This window comes from Pseudomonas sp. B111, assembly GCF_026428275.1.
Lineage (GTDB): Bacteria > Pseudomonadota > Gammaproteobacteria > Pseudomonadales > Pseudomonadaceae > Pseudomonas > Pseudomonas aeruginosa.
On record NZ_CP097857.1, the window covers coordinates 1,303,439 to 1,322,581 of the forward strand.

A 19,143-nucleotide genomic window follows, 5' to 3' on the forward strand; every position below is an offset into this window, starting at 1 on the left:
TGATGAGAACCTCCCTGCTCGTCGCCGCCCTGGGCCTCGCCCTGGCGGCGGCCCTGCCCGGCGGCGCGCCGCTGGCGCAACCGGACCCCGAGGCGACCATGGACCGCAGCCTGCTGCAACGCCAGGACCTGCCCTATCGCTTCAGCGCCGTGGACCTGGACTCCGTCGATGGCCAGCGGCATTACCGGCTGTGGCTCGGCCGACCGCTGCAGGCACCGCCCGCCGCCGGCTACCCGGTGGTCTGGATGCTCGACGGCAACGCCGCCGTCGGCGCCCTCGACGCGTCCACCCTGAGACGCCTGGCCGACGGCGACGCACCGCTGCTGGTCGCCATCGGCTACCGCACGCCGCTGCGCATCGACCGCGCCGGGCGTACCTTCGACTACACCCCGGCGAGTCCCGGCCAGGCCGATCAGCGCGACCCGCTCAACGGCCTGCCCAGCGGCGGCGCCGACGCCTTCCTCGACCTGCTGCGCGACGGCATGCGCCCGGCCGTGGCGGCGCAGGCGCCCCTGGACACTGCGCGGCAAACCCTCTGGGGACACTCCTACGGCGGCTTGCTGGTGCTCCACGCACTGTTCACCCGTCCCGGCGAGTTCGCCCGCTACGCCGCGGCCAGCCCGTCGCTGTGGTGGCGCGACGGGGCGATCCTCGGCGAGCGAGCGGGGCTCGAACAGCGCCTGCGCGGAAAGCGCGCGGAACTCCTGCTCTGGCGCGGCAGCGCCGAACCGCCCAGCCCGCGCGGCTCGCTGAAAGCCGAGCCGGGCCAGGCGATGGCGCGGCTGGTAGATGACCTGCGCCGGGTTGCCGGGCTCACGCTGGACTTCCAGCCGCTCGACGGCCTGGGTCATGGCGAAACGCTGGGGGCCTCGTTGCGCCTTCTGCTCGCCCGTCCGGCGGTGGAACGCCAGCGCTGAAGGCGCACGCTCCCAGGAGCCCTTTACGCTTACGCCGTCCCTTTCTTCCGCCCGCGAGAGAAGGTCGGATTGAAGGACAACCGCCTGGCGGCTCTTCTTCCTACCGAAAGGGCTGCGTCCTCCGGACACCGACCCCGGAAACGCCTCCACTGCAACCCTCTGCGGCGTTGGGAAGAGGAGCTATCTCGAAGCCTTTTGTCCTCGCGATCCCCGGCTCTCCCACCCCTCAAGCCCCGCTCACATGAGCAGCGCAGGAATCCTGCCAGCAATGCCAACTTGCCATCACTCGAATCTGATCTAGCGTTGCAAACAGAAGAGGCATCGAATCAGGAAGGACGACATGAACGGCAAAGGACGCGGCAATACTCTCTACGCCATCAGCCTGCTGCTGGTCGGCGGTTGCTCCAGCAGCCTGCAACATAACGAGGGGGCGACACAGGTAGCGCACAGCCCGGACAAGCGTGCGATGAGCAGCATCTTCCTACCGTCCGGACGCAACTCGACGACCGCCATCGAAAAGGGCGAAGCCCTGTCGATCAAGCTGATCGCGGCCTACCTCTGCGATTTTCGCGAGGAGAAAGGCAATGGCGACCTTCTGGCGAGCGGCAACAAGGAATCCAGCCTCTGCACCGGTGGCGACGGCAGCCTGTTCGACAATGCGCGCAGCACTCAGGGCGAGATCGCCATCACCGCCAGTGCCGGCGAACGCGGTGCGACCTCCAACGGCCTCAGCTTCAATCCCGCCGACATCAAGCGCAACGGCCGGGTTGTCTATTACAACGAGGACATCCGCGAGAGCGGCCAATTGATCAACGCGCTCAACATCCCGATCTACGGTCCGAAGACCTACGACGGCGGGACCTTCTTCGTCGACCTGGCGATACTCGAACTGGACGAGAACGAGAACAAACAGAGCCGCAAGCTCCTGCAGGAGCTGGCCAAGGTCGGCAGCGCCTCCTACGCCCCCGGCACGCCGGTTCTCAATCTGCTGAACAGCCTCGGCGACGCGCTGCTCAGCGCCAACGGCGACGACGTCGAACTTCGCTACCAGATGGAGTTCGATCCGCCGTACCAGGGACGCACGCGGAAAACGGATACGCAGCCACGCAACGGGACCAGCATCAGCAGCCGGGCTCCCTTGCGCGAGGGGTACTACGCCTTCGTGAGAATGGAGCAGCGTGACCGCCTGCCGGCCTTCGGGCAGTTGACAGTGTTCACCGGGTCCCACAATCCCCTGCTGGTCGAAGCGAAGACCAGGCAACTCTATCGAGGCGGCTCCTGGTTGCTGGTACGGGTTGCCCGCGAAGACCATGAGCAAGCCTCGGCGCAGGACGTTTCCACCGCGACCGCTGCATTCCTTGAACAACTGGGTCGCGCGGATGTCCCACCGGACACGTTCGCCAAGGTGCTGGAGCAAAGCCTCAAGCTCATGGCTGCGGAGACGGCGCCAGCCCAGTAGGCGAGCGCCTCCTCCAGCCCCGTCCGGCCAGGATTCAGGCCACCACCGGAATCAGCGGGTCGGCCGCCGCCAGCGCCACGGCGCGGTCCGCCGCCGGCGGGTAGATCCACACGCCATTGATCTCGGTCTTTATCTTCTTGCCCTCCTCGCGCACGAACCGTACCTGGCGGTCCCAGCCCTCGGTGAACACCGCGCCCCAGCCGCCGAGGTCGAGACAGGTCACGTACTTCACCTGGCTGTAGGGAATCGGCTCGACGCCGAGCAGGTCGGCGGCCACGTTATTGCCGGCCGAGCGACCCAGGGCGATGGCGTGCTGGCAGGTCATCAGGGCATGGTTGCCAAGGTCGTCGGTAGCCGCGCGGGCCACGTCGCCGGTGGCGTAGACATCGTCGAGACCGAGCACCTTGAGGTTGCGGTCGACATGCAGGCGACCCTGGGCATCGCGCTCGCCCGAAATCTGCCCGGTCAGGGTGCTGGCCCGCACGCCCACGGTCCAGACCACGGTCTTCGCCTCAATCCGCTGGCCGTCGTCGAGCGTCACGCCCTCGGCATCCACCGCCGCCACCGAACGCCCCAGGCACCACTCCACGCCCAGTTCCGCCGAGGCCTCGGCGATCAAGCCGCTCAGGTCCGCGCCCAGCGATGCGCCGATGGCGGCGCCGCGGTCGACCACGATCACTCGCAGCGCCGCTTTCTCGCCGAGGATCGCCCGCAGGCGCGCCGGCATCTCGGTGGCGGTCTCGATGCCGGTGAAGCCGCCGCCGGCGACCACCACGGTGTTGCGTGCCGGCGAATCCGGCAAGTCGCGCAGGGCATGCAGGTGTGCCTCCAGGCGCAGGGCGTCTTCCAACTGGTCGACATCGAAGGCAGCGTCGATGCCGACGACACTCGCCGGACGCCACACGCCGCTGCCGGCCGCCAGCACCAGGCGGTCGTAGTCCAGTTGCGCCAGCGTGCCCTCGGCATCGCGGTACTCCACCCACTTGCCGGCCACGTCGATGCGCTGCGCGCTGCCCTGCACGAAACGCACGCCGACCGCGGCGAACAATTCGCCCAGCGGCGCCGCCATGCGCTGCACGTCAGGCTCGTAGAAACGCGGGCGGATACGCAGCTCGGGCTGCGGCGCGAGCACCGCGACCTCGACGTCGTCGCGGCCCTGGCGGTCGAGCTGGCGCACTGCGCTCAGCGCGCTCCACATGCCGGCGAATCCGGCACCGACGATCAGGATACGTTGTTTCATTGGGGGCTCCTGGAGGGAAAGGACGGGATATCCGGAGAAAAGCCTCTCCGCAACTACGACTATATTTGTCGTAGTTAAGAAGATCAATCCCCGAAAAGCGTTCCGACAGGCAATCGCCCCTCGCCGTGAAAGAGAGGAAAAGACGTCGAAAACATACGAAAAGGATCGGAGATAGAGCGCTTCGAGGCGGAAGACAGCGAACGACCTGTCCTTGTGAGCGGCCTGAAAACCGCGCAGAATATTGCGAATATTTCTGTCGGAGTTAGTGATGGCTCTCTATAGCGCCGGCGTCGAATACGGCATCCACTGCCTGTTGTTCCTCGCCGACGAGAAAGGCGACAGCCGCGAGTCCAGCGTACGCACCCTCGCCGAGTTGCAGGGCGTGCCGCCGGAACTGCTGGCCAAGGTCTTCACCCGCCTGGCCAAGGCCGGCCTGGTGGCTGCCACCGAAGGCGTGCGCGGTGGCTTCCGCCTGGCACGGCCGGCCAACGAAATCAGCGTGCTCGACGTGGTCCGCGCCATCGACGGCGACAAATCGATCTTCGAATGCCGCGAGGTCCGCGAGCGCTGCGCGATCTTCGAAGGCAACCCGCCTTCCTGGGCGACCCGCAACACCTGCTCGATCCACGCGGTGATGCTCACCGCGCAGAAGCGCATGGAAGAAGCGCTGGCCCAGCAGACCATCCTCGACCTGGTACGCCGGGTGGGGCGTATCGCGCCACCGGAGTTCGGCGAAGAAGTGCTGCGCTGGATGGATGCCAGCCGGGAAGGACGCGGCGGCTCCCGCGACTAGCCCTTGGCGCATACGGAGCGGCGCCGCAAGCCCGTTTCGCGGAAAACACCATTGTCGACTGCGGTGCTAATCGCGCCGGCGTTTCTCCCTACCCTATCGCCAGAGGCCGCCGCAGAGCGGCCGCCGGCCCACTGCAATGGCCCGTGACCAACTTGCGTGATAGGTGAACGATGGAACCTGGCAGCTACCAACTGACCATGAGCGTGCTCATGACCCCCGACAAGGCGAACTTCTCCGGCAACGTCCACGGCGGCGCGCTGCTCAAGCTCCTCGACGAAGTGGCCTTTGCCTGCGCCAAGCGCTACGCCGGACGCTACGTGGTGACCCTGTCGGTGGATCAGGTGATCTTCCGCGAGCCGATCCATGTCGGCGAACTGGTGACCTTCCTCGCCTCGGTGAACTACACCGGGCGCACTTCGATGGAGGTCGGGGTGAAGGTGATGACCGAGAACATCCACGAGCGCACCGTGCGCCATACCAACAGTTGCTTCTTCACCATGGTGGCGATGGACGACCAGCGCCGGCCGGTGGCGGTGCGTCCGCTGGAACCGGAGACCGCGATCGAGAAACGCCGCTACGCCCAGGCCCTGGCCCGGCGCGAGCAGCGCAAGCTGATGGAACTGCGCTACCAGGAGATCCGCGAACAGGTGGATCACGCGATGCCGGCCTGAACGCCGCCCGGCCCGCGGGCCGGGTCCTCAGCCCTCGCCGACCAGGCTCTCGAACGCTTCTTCCAGCACGCTGGCGCTGCCGGGGCGGACTACCCGCGCCACCTCCCGGCCGTCGCGAAGAAAGACGAAGGTCGGCCACAGCTTGACCTGGAACGAGCGCCCCAGGCGGCGCCCGGGACCGTCCTCGACCTTCAGGTGGCCGACCTCCGGATAGTCGTCGAATACTTCCGCCAGCAGCGGCTGGGCGGCCTGGCAATGGCCGCACCAGTCGGTACCGAACTCCACCAGCGTCGGACCGGCGAGCCGGTCCAGTTCGTCGCGCGCCGGTGCCTCGGCGCTGTATCGGGTCTTCATACGCTGCTTCTCCATGAGCTTGGCTGACAGGACGGCAGACTCCCGCCGCGGCGCCAGGTTCGACCCGCGCGACGATGGACTCAGCGTTTCCGCACGCGCGCCATGCAACGCTGGTAGCGTTCGTCGACGCGCTTGGCGAACCAGGCGGTGGTCAGCTTGCGGGTGATCTTCGGGCTCTCCAGGGCGATCCCCGGCAGCACGGCGCGGGGCAGCGTCTTGCCGATGGCGCTTTCGGCCAGGGCGAAGACCTTGCGGTACAGCGCGCTGTCGGCGAACTCCGGGCTGTCGCCCTGCTCCAGCGCCCGGCGGATCGCCGCGTCGCTCATGTCCAGGCGCTTGCCGAGGCTGCGCACGGCCAGTTCGGTGGAGCCCGGCGTGCGCGTACCGTAGCGGATCAGATCGCCATCCAGCGCCAGCGGAATCCCCGAGACGCGACTCACCGCATTCTGGAACGCGGCGTTGCGACTGGCATACCAGCCGGCGTTGAAGTCGGCGAAGCGGTACAGCGGCGCCGGGTAGTCCGCCGGATAGCCAAGCAGGTGGGCGATGCCGAAATACATGCCGCCGCGCCGGCTGAACACCTCGCGGCGGATGCTGCCGTCCAGCGGATAGGGATAGCCGTCCGCGTGCTGCTCGGCGAAAGCGATGCTGACCTGCATCGGCCCGCCGGTGTGTACCGGGTTGAAGCCGCCGAACAGCTTGCCGCCCATGGGCACGATGGCGATGAAATCGTCGAATGTCTCGCTCAGTTCCTTCTCCGTGCGCGCCGCGGCCAGGCGCTGGCTGTAGGTGCGGCCATCGGGCGACTTGATATTCAGCGCCGAGCTGACCAGGAACGCCGGCACGTGCAGCTTGCCGGCACGGCGCTCGACCTCGCGGGTGGCGATCCTGCCCAGGCCGGCCACCGGCGGGTCGACCTGGTAGGTGGACTCCTGCTCGGTCACCGCCAGCACCGCACAGAGATTCTCGTCGCTGGGGTAGACCTGCTGGGCGGAAAAGGCCGCGTAGATATCGCTGGCCCACCCTTGGCGATCGCGCACCGTGGCCGGCATCAGGCGGACGATCTTCGCCCGTACTTCGTCGGGGTTGGGCGGCGGCGGCTCCGCCGACCGCGAACTGCACCCGGCCAGCGCCAGGAGCATGAGCAACCCCGTTACGCCGCGACCCTGGCGTACTGCTTTCATCTGCGATTCCCTGTTCCGTTGCGAAGTGGGCGGCCGGTGGCGACCGCCGAAGCCAGGGCATTCTAGCCGAGCATCCGGCGGCTTCCGTACCGTCCGTCACGCACCGTCGCGGTTCACAGCGCTGCGTCGGTGCGCTGCCGCTTGACCCGACGCCAGGTCGAGGGCGAGGCGCCGGCCAGCCGGAGAAAGATCCGCGAGAAATGCGGCTGGTCGGAAAAGCCGCAGGCGACGCCGATCTGCGAAAGCGGTTCGTCGCTGCCCAGCATCAGCTCCTTGGCCCGGTCGACGCGCAAGCGCATCAGCCATTCGTGGGGCGAAACACCGGTGCTGCACTTGAAGGCCTTGGTGAAATAGCTGCGCGAGAGCCCGCACTCCTCGGCCAGGCGCGCCACCGATACGCCCTCGGCCAGATGCCCGGCGATCAGCTCCTTGGCCCTGCGCAATTGCCAGGGCGCCAGGCCCTTGCCGGTGCAGGCCGGGACCTGGGTCGAAGCGAAGCGATCCTGGACGTGGGTCAACAGCGCCAGCATGACCTGTTCGATGAACAGCTCGTTGCGCTCCCCCGCCCTGGCGAAACTGGGCAGCAACGCCAGCGCCAGGTGATAGACCACCGGATCGTCGACACCGATGATCCGCTCCGGCTCGGCGGACGCGCGTTGCCCTTCTTCGTAGAGAAACTCCTTTATCGAAGCGCGCGGCAACATGAAGCGGACATTGTCGTAAGTTGTCCGATGCTGGCACTTTATTTCATCGCCAAGATAGGCGATGGAGATACTTTTCCGTGGATGTCCGCCATCGAAAACCAGTTTGTTTCCATTCCAGAGACGATGGGAATTGAAATCGCGCAACTGCACGATGACGGAAAACGAATCGGCACAAGGAATATGGATCACCTTGTCCGGATCGGGAGTCGCCTCACTATTGCGAATCAAGGCGTACCCTTCTCCCCTTATGATGTTCCCTGGCGTGGATTGGTCGCCCTTTGTTCTGTCTATGGCAACAGTCATGACTCCCCCTGATTCCATGCGCCTGATGATCTCGTGACACTTTTCTCTCGACGCGAAAAACGACGCACGAAAGCTCCCCCAGAGATTAATCCGAGGGAGCCGTTCCGGGGAAATCTAACCGACGAAGATAACTACCAGATTACTGCGCTGTTACTCGATGATATAACGCTCAACCCTTTTCCTGTTCCGACGGGCCAGCGGCCTGGTCGAGGCGATGCCGACCCGGTAGTTGCCCCAGCACATGGCCGACCGAACCCGCCTTGTCGCAGGCCGAGGCGAACGCGCAACCGCCGAGCAATTGCTTGCCGACCGGGATGACCTGCTCGCCGAGCAGGATGCCGAGCAACCCCACCAGCGCCACCAGCGGCGGAGCCGGCGAACGCACCTGCAGCAGGCTGTAGACGATCCCCACCAACAGTCCGGCGCCCAGCGACAATACGTAGAGCTTCATCTTCGTTCTCCTTCGCGGCCGTGCCGCCCGGCGGGCCGGAGCGGCACGGCCGGCATTCACTTGGCCGGATTCGGGCCGATGCGTTCGCCGTGGGTCACCCGCTCGGGCGCCTTGTGCACCATGGTGTAGGCGTAGTCCACGCCCATGCCGTAGGCCCCGGAATGCTCCTTGGCGATGGCCATCACGGCGTCGTAGGTATCCCGGCGGGCCCAGTCGCGCTGCCACTCCAGCAGGACCTGCTGCCAGGTCACCGGTACCACGCCGGCCTGGACCATGCGGTCCATGGCGTACTTGTGGGCGTCGCTGGAGGTGCCGCCCGAGGCATCGGCCACCATGTAGATCTCGTAGCCGCCCTCGAGCATGGCGCAGAGGGCGAAGGTGGTGTTGCAGACCTCGGTCCACAGCCCGGCGACCACGACCTTCTTGCGCCCCGCGGCGGCCAGCGAGTCGCGCACGTTCTGGTCGTCCCAGGAGTTCATCGAGGTGCGTTCGAGGATCTTCTGCTCGGGGAACACCGCCAGCAGCTCCGGATAGGTCGGGCCGGAGAAGCTGTCGGTTTCCACCGTGGTGATGGTGACCGGGATGTCGAATACCTTCGCCGCCTTGGCCAGGCCCACTACGTTGTTCTTCAGCGTCTGGCGATCGATGGACTGTACGCCGAATGCCATCTGTGGCTGCTGGTCGATGAAGATGATCTGGCTGTTCTGCGGAGTTAGAACTTCGAGATAGTGGCTCATGATTGTTTCCTGACAACGAACGATGAATTCCAGCTGTTGCGCACAACAGCACGCGGGCCAACAGATAATTTCCCGTGGCCGGCCAGACTATGAAGCATGAATATTGGAAAAAACAAACTTTTCGAGAAAATAAATCACTGAACTGCGGCCCTGGATAAAGTTGAACGGCGATATTCAAAATATTCGACACATCCATACAAAAAGCGCACACAGAGACAATAAAAGAAGGATTACCAGCTAGCAGAATCGACAGTCCGCCCTATAAGAAAAAGCCCCCATGAAGTTCAGGACATGTCTCGCGTCTTACTTGCTATCGACTACCAGCAAGTTGCGCTTGCAGGAGGATGCGTCATTCGGGAAAACCGCTCTTTCGTCCCGTACGTTTCCCGCCGCACCTATCCTGTCCGGTGGCCTCTCTCGCCGCCGCCCTCGCTGACCGATTCCGCCCCGCTGCCAGGAGCACGCCATGAGCCACGATCCGCCGAGCAAGGACCGCCGCCATTTCCTCACTACCAGTTCGGTGCTGGGCGCCGCCGGGGTCCTGTGGTCCGCCCTGCCCTTCGCCAACGCCGCCAGCCTTTCTCCCGCAAGCAACCCAGGAGGTTCCATGACCGCCGACCTGATCCTGCACAACGGCCGCTTCCACACCGTGGACCGCGACAACCCCACCGCCACCGCCGTGGCGATCAAGGACGGCAAGTTCCTTGCCGTCGGCAACGACGCCGAGGCGATGCTCCATCGCGGCAGCGCCACCCAGGTGATCGACCTGCAGAAGCGCACCGTGATCCCCGGTCTCAACGACTCGCACCTGCACCTGATCCGCGGTGGCCTCAACTACAACCTGGAGCTGCGCTGGGAAGGCGTGCCCTCCCTGGCCGACGCCTTGCGCATGCTCAAGAACCAGGCCGAACGCACGCCCAGCCCCCAGTGGGTGCGGGTGGTCGGCGGCTGGAACGAGTTCCAGTTCGCCGAGAAGCGCATGCCGACCCTGGAGGAATTGAACAAGGCCGCGCCGGACACCCCGGTGTTCGTCCTCCACCTGTACGATCGCGCCCTGCTCAACCGCGCCGCCCTGCGCGTGGTCGGCTACACCAAGGACACGCCCAACCCGCCCGGCGGCGAGATCGTCCGCGACAGCAGCGGCGAACCCACCGGCATGCTGATCGCCCGGCCCAACGCGATGATTCTCTACGCCACCCTGGCCAAGGGACCGAAGCTGCCGCTGGAATACCAGGTCAACTCCACCCGCCAGTTCATGCGCGAACTCAACCGCCTCGGCCTGACCAGCGCGATCGACGCCGGCGGCGGCTTCCAGAACTACCCGGACGACTACCAGGTGATTCGCGAACTGGCCGACCAGGGCCAGCTCACCGTACGTATCGCCTACAACCTGTTCACCCAGAAACCGAAGGAAGAACTCGCCGACTTCAAGAACTGGACCGGCAGCGTCAAGTACGGCCAGGGCAGCGATTTCTTCCGCCACAACGGCGCCGGCGAGATGCTGGTGTTCTCCGCCGCCGACTTCGAGGACTTCCTCGAACCGCGCCCGGACCTGCCGCAGACCATGGAGCAGGAGCTGGAGCCGGTGGTCCGCCACCTGGTGGAGCAGCGCTGGCCGTTCCGCCTGCACGCCACCTACGACGAATCGATCTCGCGGATGCTCGACGTGTTCGAGAAGGTCGACCGCGACATTCCGTTCAACGGCCTGCCCTGGTTCTTCGACCACGCCGAGACCATCACCCCGCGCAACATCGAGCGGGTACGGGCACTCGGCGGCGGCATCGCGATCCAGGACCGCATGGCCTTCCAGGGCGAGTACTTCGTCGACCGCTACGGTGCCAAGGCCGCCGAGGCCACGCCGCCGATCCAGCGCATGCTCGCCGAGGGCGTGCCGGTGGGTGCCGGCACCGACGCCACCCGGGTCTCCAGCTACAACCCCTGGACCTCGCTGTACTGGCTGGTCAGCGGCCGCACCGTCGGCGGCATGGCCCTGTATCCGCAGGGCCTGCCGCGGGAAACCGCGTTGCAGCTGTTCACCCACGGCAGCGCCTGGTTCTCCAGCGAGCAGGGCAAGAAAGGACAGATCAAGGTTGGCCAGCTCGCCGACCTGGCGGCGCTGTCGGCGGACTTCTTCGGCGTCGAGGAAGAGGCCATCAAGTGGATCGAGTCGGTGCTCACGGTGGTCGACGGCAAGATCGTCTATGCCGCCGCCGAGTTCGACAAGCTCGGTCCGCCGGCGCCGCCGGTGCTGCCGGACTGGTCGCCGGTGGCCAAGGTACCCGGCCACTGGCGGCAAGGCGCGCCGCTGACCGCCCAGGTCCACCAGTGCGTCGGTGCCTGCGCGGTACACGCCCACGAGCACAACCGCGCGCGCCACTCCAACGTACCGGTGAGCGACTTCCAGGGTTTCTGGGGCGCATTCGGCTGTTCCTGCTTCGCTTTCTGACGTACCCGGGCGGGCCCTTCGCGGCCCGCCTCGCCCGGAGTTTTCCCGATGATCCGCGTTCGACCGGTCGGCCGCCTGGCCCTTTTCCTGGCGCTGGGCGGCACCTCGCCGTGCCACGCCGCGACAGAGGAAGCCAAGGCGCCCGACTACCTGGAGTGGCGCCTGCTCAACCGCAACTACTTCCTCTACAACGACTATCGCCGCGCGGACGCCGGGCGCGGCTACCGCAAGGAATGGGCACACGGCCTGATCGCCGACCTGGAGTCGGCCTATACTCCCGGCCGCGTCGGTTTCGGCCTCGATCTCCACGGCTTCGCCGGCTTCAAGCTCGACGGCGGACGTGGCCATGCCGGCACCGGCCTGTTGCCGCTGGACTCATCCGGCGATAACGCCAGCGAGTATTCCGACGCCGGCGCCGCACTCAAGCTGCGGCTCGGCGAGAGCCTGCTCAAGGTCGGCGAGATGACCGTCGAGACCCCGGTCTTCGATACCAGCGACAAGCGCCTGCAACCCCAGTACGCCAGGGGCTTCTTCCTGCAGAGCGACGACCTCGACCGCGTGCGGATCCAGGCCGGGCGCTTCACCGCCTTCAAGGAACAGGCCTCCAGCTCCGGCCATGGCGACTTCGACGGCTACGGCGCGAGCACCGCCGGCAGCGCCATCGGCTTCGCCGGCGCCAGCCTGGCGGCCAGCGACAACCTGAGCGGCTCGCTGTTCGCCGCGCAACTGGACAACGTCTGGCGCCAGGTCTATCTCAACATGAACCTGCAACGTGCCGCGTTCAGCCTGGATGGCAACCTCTATCGCACGCGCGACCAGGGCCGCAGCCGGGCCGGCGCGATCGACACCCTGGCCTACAGCCTGCAACTGAAGTACCGCGTCGGCGCACAGGGTTTCTCCCTGGCCTACCAGCGTGTCCATGGGGATACGCCGTTCGACTTCGTCGGAGGTGACTCCATCTACCTCGCCAACTCGATCAAGTACGCCGATTTCAACGGTCCCGGCGAACGCTCCTGGCAGGCCCGCTACGACCTCGACCTGGCCCCGTTCGGCCTGCCGGGGCTGAGCTTCATGGCGCGTTACGTCAGCGGCCGCGCCATCGACGGCAGCCATGCGCCGGCCGGCGGCGCCTACAACCCGCTGGGCGCCGATGGCCGCTACCGGCCCTTGCAGGGCAGCGGCGGCAAGCACTGGGAGCGCGACCTCGACCTGCGCTACGTGTTCGCCTCGGGCCCGCTCAAGGACCTCTCGCTGAACGTCTCGCACCTCAGCCACCGGGCCAACGCGGCCCAGGCCGGCGACGACATCGACCGCCTCTACCTGATCGTCGAATACCCACTCAAAGGCTCGCTCTGACCATGACCGCACCCGCCGCCTCACCCTGGAGTCCCCTGCGCCAAGCCACCTTCCGCTGGCTATGGCTGGCCAGCATCGCCTCGAACATCGGCACCTGGATGCACGAGGTGGGCGCCGGCTGGCTGATGACCTCGCTCTCCGCCAGCCCGCTGAACGTGGCCCTGGTGCAGGTCGCCGGATCGCTGCCGATGTTCTTCCTGGCCCTGCCGGCCGGCGCCCTCGCCGATATCGTCGACAAGCGCCGCTACCTGCTCGGCGTGCAATTGTGGATGGCCTTGGTGGCCACCCTGCTGGCCAGCCTCACCCTGCTCCAGTTGACCAGCGTCTGGCTGCTGCTCGGCCTGACCCTGTGCATGGGCATCGGCACCGCGCTGATGATGCCGGCCTGGAGCGCCACCACTCCGGAACTGGTGGGCAAGGACGAACTGCCGGCGGCGGTGGCGCTGTCCAGTGTCGGGGTCAACCTGGCGCGGGCGGTCGGACCGGCCATCGCCGGGGTGCTGGTGAGCCTGGTCGGCCCCTGGCTGACCTTCGCCCTCAACGCCCTCTCCTTCTTCGCGGTGATCGCCGTGCTGCTGGCCTGGAAACGCGAGGCCGTGCCCTCGGTGCTGCCGGCGGAACGCCTGTTCGGCGCCCTGCGCGCCGGCTGGCGCTACAGCCGCAGCTCGAGGCCACTGCAATCGGTGCTGGTGCGCGCGGTGGCGTTCTTCCTCGGCGCCAGCGCCGGCATGTCGCTGCTGCCCCTGATCGTGCGCGGCGAACTGCATGGCAACGCCATGGACTTCGGCCTGCTGCTGGGCAGCGTCGGCGTCGGCGCGGTGCTCGGCGCCGCGTTCCTGCCGCGCCTGCGCGAACGCCTCGGCAGCGACCGCCTGGTGCTGCTCTCCAGCGTGCTCTACGCACTGGTGCTGGTGGCCCTGGCGCTGCTGCGCAACCTCTATTTGCTGGTGCCGGTGATGCTGCTCAGCGGCGCGGCATGGATCGCCGTGCTCTCCAGCCTGCAGGTCGCCGCGCAGACCTCCGTGCCGGCCTGGGTCCGCGCCCGCGCGCTGGCGGTCTACATCCTGGTGTTCTTCGGCAGCATGGCCGCCGGCGGCGCCCTGTGGGGTCTGGTCGCCAGCCACCTGTCGATCACCTTCGCCCTGCTCTGCGCCAGCGCCGCGCTGCTGCTCGGCCTGTTCGCGTCGCTGCGCTGCCGGCTGCCGGTCACCGAGGCCGAGGACCTCGCGCCGTCGCTGCACTGGCCGGCGCCACTGGTCGACGAAGAGGTGGACCAGGAACGCGGCCCGGTGATGGTCACCCTCGAGTACGACATCGACCCGCAGGACGCCGCGGCATTCCAGGCGGCGATGGTCGAGGTGCGCGCCATGCGTCGGCGCAACGGCGCGGTGTCCTGGGGGCTGGTCCAGGACAGCGGCAACCGTCGCCTGTGGCTGGAGTTCTTCATCGACGAATCCTGGCTGGAGCACCTGCGCCACCACCAGCGGGTGACCCGCGGCGAGTTGCGGGTCGAGGCCGCCGCCCGGCGCTTCCAGAGCGCCGGCGTGGAGGTGCGCATCCGCCATTACCTGCACGGCGCGGCCAGGCCTTGAGCCTCCCGGGCGACGGTCGTCGCCTGCCCCTGGCGGATCCGCCCACGGCTGTTATCCTGCTCGCCAATGGCGCCACAAGGACGGTGGCCGGTAGCGATGCCGCGCACCCGCGGCGCCGCGAACGCAACCCACAGGGAAGTCCACGCATGTCCTACGACTACGAGAAAACCAGCCTCACCCTCTACCGGGCGGTATTCAAGGCCAACTACGACGGCGACGTCGGTCGCTACCTGCGCCCCGACCAGGAACTCGCCGAGGCTGCGGAAGTCGCCCCGCTGCTGCATCCGACCTTCGACAGCCCCAACACCCCTGGCGTCCCCGCCCGCGCGCCGGACATCGTCGCCGGCCGCGACGGCCTCTACGCCCCGGACACCGGCGGCACCTCGGTGTTCGACCGCGCCGGCGTGCTGCGCCGCGCCGACGGCGACTTCGTGATTCCCGACGGCACCGACATCCCGCCGGACCTGAAGGTGAAACAGGACAGCTACAACAAGCGCCTGCAAGCCACCCACTACACCATCATGCCGGCCAAGCCGATGTACCGGGAGGTCCTCATGGGCCAGCTGGACAACTTCGTGCGCAACGCCATCCGCCGCCAATGGGAAAAAGCCCGCGGGCTCTAGGAGTGAACCATGAACCTGAAACCCCAGACCCTGATGGTGGCGATCCAGTGCGTCGCCGCGCGCACCCGCGAACTCGACGCGCAGTTGCAGAACGACGACCCGCAGAACGCCGCTGAACTCGAACAGTTGCTGGTCGGCTACGACCTCGCCGCCGACGACCTGAAGAACGCCTACGAGCAAGCCCAGGGCCAATACAGCGGCCTGCCGCCCTATGACCGGCTGATCGAAGAGCCGGCGCCCTGACGGCCCGTGGGCGGGCCGTCGTTGGCCTGCCCACTCCAGCGCGCGCAGAGGAACCACCGATGGTCTTCGGCTGGCACGGCGACACCATCACCCGCGACACCCAGGACGTACGGCGCTTCCTCGTCGGGCTGTGCGGCGCCGACTTCCGCTTCGATCGTGCCTTCATGGCCTGGATTGGCGACGGCGCGGCAAAGCCCCTGGGCGAGGTGGCGGACGAACGGCGGCGGCGCCAGCCCCTCCGCCTGAGCGAGCGCTCAGGCGCGGAAATGGCTCGGCGGCTGGCCGCTCCAGCGCTGGAAGGCATGGCGCAGGCTGGCGGTCTCGCTGAAGCCGAGTTCCTCGGCGATCCGGTAGATCGGCATGTCGCCGCTCTGCAACAGCTCCTTGGCGCGGGCGAAGAGCAGCTCGTCGAGCAGTTGCTGGTAGCTGGTGCGCTGCTGCTGCAAGTGCCGGCGCAGGCTGCGCGACGAACAGTTCAGGCGCCGCGCCAGTTCCTCCAGGCCCGGCGGGTCCTGCAGGCGCTCGGCGAGGATCGCCCGGACCTTGTCCAGCCAGGCGCGGCGCGCGGCCAGGTCGATGTTCTGCCGCCGGCACTGTTCCAGCATCTCCCGGTGGGTCACCGGGTCGGCCAGCGGCAACGGGCGCTCCAGCCATTCGGCGGCGAAGCCGATGGCGCTGCGCTCGCGTTCGAAGTGCAACTCGCAGGCGAAACCCTCGGCGTAGGCCCGCGCCATCGCCTCGTCGCCGGCATAGTCGAAGGCCGCTTCCAGCAAGGGCAGCGGCTGGCCGAGCAGGTCGGCGCAGGTGACCTTCAACGAGCCCAGGCAAAGCTCGGTGTTGAACGGCCGCAGCGCCTCGTCCTCGCCGTAGCCGGTGGCCACCAGCCAGGCGCGGCCGTCGGCGACCTCCAGCGACAGGTGGAAGTAGGTGCCGAGCAAGACCGGATAGCTGAGGCCGATGCGCAGCGCCTCGCCGAGGGTCGGCGCGGAGAGCAGCGCGTAGCCGAGCAGGCCGTAGGCGGAAATCCGCGTGCGCAGCCCCAGGCGCAGGCCGAGGGCCGGCTCGTCGCTGAGCCGGCAGGCGTTGGCGAACACCTGCTGCTCCTGCCAGGGGCTGATCAGGCGCCGCAGGTCGAGCAGGTCGGCGGGGGTGATGCCACTGCCTTCGAGCAGTTGCTCGCGGGCGAACCCTTCCTTCTCCAGCAGCGAGAGAGTGAGGGTCGACATGTGCAGCGAGTTGAGCCAGGTGGCGCGGGAGAAGGTCGAGTCGATCATGGCGTGCCCATCGTTACCGGTGGCCGCGCCGCGCTGTTACCGCGCGGACGGGATACACAGGGTAGGCAAGTTGCGTGCCGCCGCGCCTGTCGCCGGTCCCGCAGGCAGTTGGCTCAACCGCGCGAGAGGAAGCGCATGCCCTCCTCCAGGCCGCTCAGGGTCAACGGATACATCTGTTCCTTGACCAGTTCGCGGACCAGGCCGGTGGACGCCGTGTAGTTCCAGGTGTCCTTCGGATAGGGGTTGATCCAGATGAGCTTCTTGTACTTCTCCATGAAGCGCTGCATCCAGACGTAACCGGCTTCCTCGTTCCAGTGCTCGACGCTGCCGCCGGCCTGGGTGATTTCGTAGGGCGCCATCGCCGCGTCGCCGACGAACACCACCTTGTAGTCCGGACCGTACTTGTGCAGCAGGTCGAAGGTGGCGGTGCGTTCGCTGCTGCGGCGCAGGTTGTTCTTCCACACCGACTCGTAGATGAAGTTGTGGAAGTAGAAATACTCCAGGTGCTTGAACTCGGTCTTGCAGGCCGAGAACAGCTCCTCGCAGACCTTGACGTGGGCGTCCATCGAGCCGCCGATGTCCAGCAGCAGCAACAGCTTCACCGTGTTGCGCCGCTCCGGGCGCATCTGGATGTTGAGCAGCCCGGCGTCCTTCGCGGTGTGGTCGATGGTGCCGTCGATGTCCAGCTCCTCCGCCGCGCCCTCACGGGCGAACTTGCGCAGGCGCCGCAGGGCGATCTTGATGTTGCGCGTACCCAGTTCGACCTGGTCGTCGAGGTTCTTGTATTCGCGCTGGTCCCAGACCTTGGCCGCCTTGCCCTGGCGCTTGCCGGCGTCGCCGACGCGGACGCCCTCCGGGTTGAAGCCGCCGGAGCCGAACGGACTGGTACCGCCGGTACCGATCCACTTGTTACCGCCGGCATGGCGCTCCTTCTGTTCCTCGAGGCGTTTCTTGAACTCCTCGATCAGCTTGTCCAGGCCGCCGAGGGACTGGATCTGCGCCTTTTCCTCGTCGGTCAGCAGGCGCTCGAATTCCTTGCGCAGCCATTCCTCGGGGATCAGCGCCTTGAGGTGGTCGTCGAGCTTCTCCAGGCCCTTGAAGTAGGCGCCGAAGGCCCGGTCGAACTTGTCGAAGTGGCGCTCGTCCTTGACCATGATGGTGCGCGCCAGGTAGTAGAACTCGTCCATGTCGGCGAACACCACGCGGTGCTTCAGGGCGTCGATCAGGTCGAGCAGCTCGCGCACCGACACCGGCACCTTGGCTGCGCGCATTTCGTTGAACAGGTTGAGCAGCATGGCTGCGACCTCGTCTGTTGTCCGTTGATCCCGGCGCGCGAGCGCCGGTCAGTATTGGTGTTCCTGCGGCAGGTCGTCGGCGATGACGTACCAGTCGGCTTTCGAACCCACGTAGATGTGCCGCTGCGCTACCGATGGCAGCGGCGAGTCGAGGGTGCCGAGGGCGATCGAGGTGTACCTCGGGTCCTCGTTGCCGCCAAGCCACTGCAGGTTCGATCCGCAGTGGCGGCAGAAGGTACGGGTGACGCCTGGCGACGAGTGGTATTCGGCCACCGCGTCCGCCCCGGCGACATAGCGGAACGCCTCGCGGCGCACCTTGCCGTAGGTGGCGAACGCCGCGCCGTGGGCCTTGCGGCACTGGCTGCAATGACAATGGCTGGCCGATTCGATGGGCGCGTCGATCTCGTAACGTACCGCGCCGCACAGGCAACTTCCGCTGAGCATGGGATGTTCCTCCGCTGTCTGGCGTGCCGCCCCGCAGCCCTTTCCCCGGAAAGGGCCGACGCACTCAGCGGCTGGCGCGGCGGCTCATGAACGCCAGGCGCTCGAGAAGCTGCACGTCCTGCTCGTTCTTCACCAGGGCGCCGGCCAGCGGCGGGATCGCCTTGGTCGGGTCGCGTTCGCGCAGCACCGCTTCGCCGATCTCGTCGGCCATCAGCAGCTTCAGCCAGTCGACCAGCTCGGAAGTCGAAGGTTTCTTTTTCAGGCCGGGCACCTTGCGCACGTCGAAGAAGATGTCCAGCGCCTCGCTGACCAGCGACTGCTTGATGTTCGGGTAGTGCACGTCGACGATCTTCTGCAACGTCTCGCGGTCGGGGAAGGCGATGTAATGGAAGAAGCAGCGGCGCAGGAAGGCGTCGGGCAGTTCCTTCTCGTTGTTCGAGGTGATGATGATGATCGGGCGCTGCTTCGCCTTGATGGTTTCGTTGGTCTCGTAGACGTAGAACTCCATCTTGTCGAGTTCCTGCAGCAGGTCGTTGGGGAACTCGATGTCGGCCTTGTCGATCTCGTCGATCAGCAGGATCACCCTCTCCTCGGCCTCGAAGGCCTCCCAGAGCTTGCCCTTCTTGATGTAGTTGCGCACGTCGTGAACCTTGTCCACGCCCAGCTGCGAATCGCGCAGGCGGCTTACCGCATCGTACTCGTAGAGGCCCTGGTGGGCCTTGGTGGTGGACTTGATGTGCCAGGTGATCAGCTTGGCGCCGAAGGACTCGGCCAACTGCTCGGCGAGCATGGTCTTGCCGGTGCCCGGTTCGCCCTTCACCAGCAGCGGCCGCTGCAGGGTGATGGCGGCGTTGACCGCGAGCTTGAGGTCGTCGGTGGCGACGTAGGACTGGGTGCCTTCGAACTTCATCAGGAAATCCTCGAACGGTAACGCCCTGGCTGGAAAACCGGGCAGTTCAGTATTGTTTGAAAACCCGACTATAACGCGGGGACAAGCGCACTGTGAACGCAGACGGGTCATTCAGTCACTGAATGCCCGGCCACCTCGCGACCCGCC

Annotated in this window: 19 protein-coding genes and 1 pseudogene; 10 read left to right on the plus strand and 10 right to left on the minus strand. The window is 66.7% G+C overall.

What is annotated here, in order from left to right; genetic code table 11:
• Positions 1–2: 2 nt before the first annotated feature.
• Complete coding sequence (gene pfeE / locus M6E97_RS05985) at positions 3–917, plus strand: ferric enterobactin esterase PfeE (protein WP_033939011.1); 915 nt, start codon at positions 3–5, stop codon at positions 915–917.
• A 340-nt stretch (positions 918–1,257) separates the two neighbouring features.
• Positions 1,258–2,376: a hypothetical protein gene (locus M6E97_RS05990; protein ID WP_033939010.1), complete on the plus strand. Its 1,119-nt coding sequence runs from the start codon at positions 1,258–1,260 to the stop codon at positions 2,374–2,376.
• Positions 2,377–2,410: 34 nt separating this feature from the next.
• Here the strand turns inward: M6E97_RS05990 and M6E97_RS05995 are convergent, their stop codons facing one another.
• A complete protein-coding gene (locus M6E97_RS05995; RefSeq protein ID WP_033939009.1) occupies positions 2,411–3,616 on the minus strand; it encodes an NAD(P)/FAD-dependent oxidoreductase in 1,206 nt (401 codons plus the stop codon).
• Positions 3,617–3,884: 268 nt separating this feature from the next.
• Between M6E97_RS05995 and M6E97_RS06000 the strand changes: the two genes are divergently transcribed.
• Both M6E97_RS06000 and M6E97_RS06005 read left to right on the plus strand, forming a co-directional pair.
• A complete protein-coding gene (locus tag M6E97_RS06000) occupies positions 3,885–4,409 on the plus strand; it encodes an RrF2 family transcriptional regulator (RefSeq protein WP_003090553.1) in 525 nt (174 codons plus the stop codon).
• 170 nt (positions 4,410–4,579) lie between these two features.
• Positions 4,580–5,080, plus strand: a complete 501-nt coding sequence (locus M6E97_RS06005) for an acyl-CoA thioesterase (protein ID WP_003090555.1) — start codon at positions 4,580–4,582, stop codon at positions 5,078–5,080.
• Positions 5,081–5,107: 27 nt separating this feature from the next.
• Here M6E97_RS06005 and M6E97_RS06010 read toward each other — a convergent pair whose 3' ends face one another.
• The 5 genes from M6E97_RS06010 to M6E97_RS06030 all read right to left on the minus strand — a co-directional run bounded on the left by M6E97_RS06010 (position 5,108) and on the right by M6E97_RS06030 (position 8,813).
• Complete coding sequence (locus M6E97_RS06010; protein WP_009313971.1) at positions 5,108–5,434, minus strand: thioredoxin family protein; 327 nt, start codon at positions 5,432–5,434, stop codon at positions 5,108–5,110.
• Positions 5,435–5,514: 80 nt separating this feature from the next.
• Positions 5,515–6,618, minus strand: a complete 1,104-nt coding sequence (locus M6E97_RS06015; protein ID WP_034004966.1) for a DUF1615 domain-containing protein — start codon at positions 6,616–6,618, stop codon at positions 5,515–5,517.
• Between the two features lie 113 nt (positions 6,619–6,731).
• A complete protein-coding gene (locus tag M6E97_RS06020) occupies positions 6,732–7,625 on the minus strand; it encodes a helix-turn-helix domain-containing protein (RefSeq protein ID WP_073657337.1) in 894 nt (297 codons plus the stop codon).
• Between the two features lie 169 nt (positions 7,626–7,794).
• Positions 7,795–8,076, minus strand: coding sequence for a XapX domain-containing protein (locus M6E97_RS06025; RefSeq protein WP_003090560.1), 282 nt, complete (start codon positions 8,074–8,076; stop codon positions 7,795–7,797).
• Between the two features lie 56 nt (positions 8,077–8,132).
• On the minus strand, positions 8,133–8,813 hold the full coding sequence (locus M6E97_RS06030) for a hydrolase (RefSeq protein WP_003090561.1): 681 nt from the start codon (positions 8,811–8,813) through the stop codon (positions 8,133–8,135).
• A 607-nt stretch (positions 8,814–9,420) separates the two neighbouring features.
• Here M6E97_RS06030 and M6E97_RS06035 point away from each other — a divergent pair.
• The 6 genes and pseudogenes from M6E97_RS06035 to M6E97_RS06060 all read left to right on the plus strand — a co-directional run.
• The gene (locus tag M6E97_RS06035) at positions 9,421–11,259 is read left to right on the plus strand and encodes an amidohydrolase (protein WP_003110530.1); all 1,839 of its coding nucleotides are present in this window, start codon (positions 9,421–9,423) and stop codon (positions 11,257–11,259) included.
• A 48-nt stretch (positions 11,260–11,307) separates the two neighbouring features.
• Positions 11,308–12,615: an OprD family porin gene (locus tag M6E97_RS06040; RefSeq protein WP_003090563.1), complete on the plus strand. Its 1,308-nt coding sequence runs from the start codon at positions 11,308–11,310 to the stop codon at positions 12,613–12,615.
• 2 nt (positions 12,616–12,617) lie between these two features.
• Positions 12,618–14,207, plus strand: a complete 1,590-nt coding sequence (locus M6E97_RS06045) for an MFS transporter (protein WP_003101515.1) — start codon at positions 12,618–12,620, stop codon at positions 14,205–14,207.
• 146 nt (positions 14,208–14,353) lie between these two features.
• Positions 14,354–14,830 (plus strand): type VI secretion system effector Tse2, encoded by a 477-nt coding sequence (gene tse2, locus M6E97_RS06050; protein ID WP_003090565.1) that lies wholly within the window; start codon positions 14,354–14,356, stop codon positions 14,828–14,830.
• A 9-nt stretch (positions 14,831–14,839) separates the two neighbouring features.
• Positions 14,840–15,073, plus strand: coding sequence for a type IV secretion system immunity protein Tsi2 (gene tsi2 / locus M6E97_RS06055; RefSeq protein ID WP_034004967.1), 234 nt, complete (start codon positions 14,840–14,842; stop codon positions 15,071–15,073).
• Between the two features lie 59 nt (positions 15,074–15,132).
• Positions 15,133–15,291 (plus strand): annotated as a pseudogene (locus tag M6E97_RS06060) (DUF6434 domain-containing protein); the annotation flags it as partial.
• 36 nt (positions 15,292–15,327) lie between these two features.
• On the opposite strand, the gene M6E97_RS06065 reads toward M6E97_RS06060, so the two are convergent.
• The 4 genes from M6E97_RS06065 to M6E97_RS06080 all read right to left on the minus strand — a co-directional run bounded on the left by M6E97_RS06065 (position 15,328) and on the right by M6E97_RS06080 (position 18,996).
• Entirely contained in the window at positions 15,328–16,347 is a 1,020-nt protein-coding gene (locus tag M6E97_RS06065; RefSeq protein WP_049310721.1) for an AraC family transcriptional regulator, read from the minus strand.
• A gap of 113 nt (positions 16,348–16,460) precedes the next feature.
• A complete protein-coding gene (locus M6E97_RS06070; protein ID WP_003090569.1) occupies positions 16,461–17,642 on the minus strand; it encodes a vWA domain-containing protein in 1,182 nt (393 codons plus the stop codon).
• 48 nt (positions 17,643–17,690) lie between these two features.
• Complete coding sequence (locus M6E97_RS06075; RefSeq protein WP_003090570.1) at positions 17,691–18,086, minus strand: GFA family protein; 396 nt, start codon at positions 18,084–18,086, stop codon at positions 17,691–17,693.
• Between the two features lie 64 nt (positions 18,087–18,150).
• Complete coding sequence (locus M6E97_RS06080) at positions 18,151–18,996, minus strand: AAA family ATPase (RefSeq protein WP_003090571.1); 846 nt, start codon at positions 18,994–18,996, stop codon at positions 18,151–18,153.
• Positions 18,997–19,143 lie beyond the last annotated feature (147 nt).

Bases quoted from the DNA above. Each gene is read 5' to 3' on its own strand.
- pfeE (WP_033939011.1), top strand. From the start codon at position 3: ATGAGAACCTCCCTGCTCGTCGCCGCCCTGGGCCTCGCCCTGGCGGCG.
- M6E97_RS05990 (WP_033939010.1), top strand. From the start codon at position 1,258: ATGAACGGCAAAGGACGCGGCAATACTCTCTACGCCATCAGCCTGCTG.
- M6E97_RS05995 (WP_033939009.1), bottom strand. From the start codon at position 3,616: ATGAAACAACGTATCCTGATCGTCGGTGCCGGATTCGCCGGCATGTGG.
- M6E97_RS06000 (WP_003090553.1), top strand. From the start codon at position 3,885: ATGGCTCTCTATAGCGCCGGCGTCGAATACGGCATCCACTGCCTGTTG.
- M6E97_RS06005 (WP_003090555.1), top strand. From the start codon at position 4,580: ATGGAACCTGGCAGCTACCAACTGACCATGAGCGTGCTCATGACCCCC.
- M6E97_RS06010 (WP_009313971.1), bottom strand. From the start codon at position 5,434: ATGAAGACCCGATACAGCGCCGAGGCACCGGCGCGCGACGAACTGGAC.
- M6E97_RS06015 (WP_034004966.1), bottom strand. From the start codon at position 6,618: ATGAAAGCAGTACGCCAGGGTCGCGGCGTAACGGGGTTGCTCATGCTC.
- M6E97_RS06020 (WP_073657337.1), bottom strand. From the start codon at position 7,625: ATGACTGTTGCCATAGACAGAACAAAGGGCGACCAATCCACGCCAGGG.
- M6E97_RS06025 (WP_003090560.1), bottom strand. From the start codon at position 8,076: ATGAAGCTCTACGTATTGTCGCTGGGCGCCGGACTGTTGGTGGGGATC.
- M6E97_RS06030 (WP_003090561.1), bottom strand. From the start codon at position 8,813: ATGAGCCACTATCTCGAAGTTCTAACTCCGCAGAACAGCCAGATCATC.
- M6E97_RS06035 (WP_003110530.1), top strand. From the start codon at position 9,421: ATGACCGCCGACCTGATCCTGCACAACGGCCGCTTCCACACCGTGGAC.
- M6E97_RS06040 (WP_003090563.1), top strand. From the start codon at position 11,308: ATGATCCGCGTTCGACCGGTCGGCCGCCTGGCCCTTTTCCTGGCGCTG.
- M6E97_RS06045 (WP_003101515.1), top strand. From the start codon at position 12,618: ATGACCGCACCCGCCGCCTCACCCTGGAGTCCCCTGCGCCAAGCCACC.
- tse2 (WP_003090565.1), top strand. From the start codon at position 14,354: ATGTCCTACGACTACGAGAAAACCAGCCTCACCCTCTACCGGGCGGTA.
- tsi2 (WP_034004967.1), top strand. From the start codon at position 14,840: ATGAACCTGAAACCCCAGACCCTGATGGTGGCGATCCAGTGCGTCGCC.
- M6E97_RS06065 (WP_049310721.1), bottom strand. From the start codon at position 16,347: ATGATCGACTCGACCTTCTCCCGCGCCACCTGGCTCAACTCGCTGCAC.
- M6E97_RS06070 (WP_003090569.1), bottom strand. From the start codon at position 17,642: ATGCTGCTCAACCTGTTCAACGAAATGCGCGCAGCCAAGGTGCCGGTG.
- M6E97_RS06075 (WP_003090570.1), bottom strand. From the start codon at position 18,086: ATGCTCAGCGGAAGTTGCCTGTGCGGCGCGGTACGTTACGAGATCGAC.
- M6E97_RS06080 (WP_003090571.1), bottom strand. From the start codon at position 18,996: ATGAAGTTCGAAGGCACCCAGTCCTACGTCGCCACCGACGACCTCAAG.